Source organism: Mesorhizobium sp. GbtcB19, from assembly GCF_019091085.1.
Classification (GTDB): domain Bacteria; phylum Pseudomonadota; class Alphaproteobacteria; order Rhizobiales; family Rhizobiaceae; genus Mesorhizobium.
Genome location: NZ_JAGXJY010000514.1, coordinates 1 through 237, shown reverse-complemented (window position 1 = coordinate 237; position 237 = coordinate 1). Strand labels below are relative to the sequence as shown.

1 pseudogene is annotated in these 237 nt (G+C 67.9%); it reads left to right on the top strand.

Annotated elements, in window-relative coordinates:
- Nucleotides 1–81 precede the first annotated feature (81 nt).
- A pseudogene (locus KVT37_RS32885) lies at nt 82–237 on the top strand (prolipoprotein diacylglyceryl transferase family protein); the annotation flags it as partial.

The window sequence follows — 237 nt, the reverse complement described above, 5'->3', positions numbered from 1 at the left end:
CCTAGCGGGCTTGCCTTGGCCCCGCCACACCCCAGCCGCATGGTCCGCGCGCATGCGTGACCGTCACCGGGGAGCCCCGTGTTGAGCGAATATTCCCTGCTGCCGCTGGCCTCCCTGCCCTCCCCCAACATCGATCCGGTAATCGTCACCATCGGCCCGCTGGGGGTGCATTGGTACGGCGTGGGCTTTATCGTCGGCACCCTGTTGGCCTGGGGATACGCAGAGCGTCGCGTACCC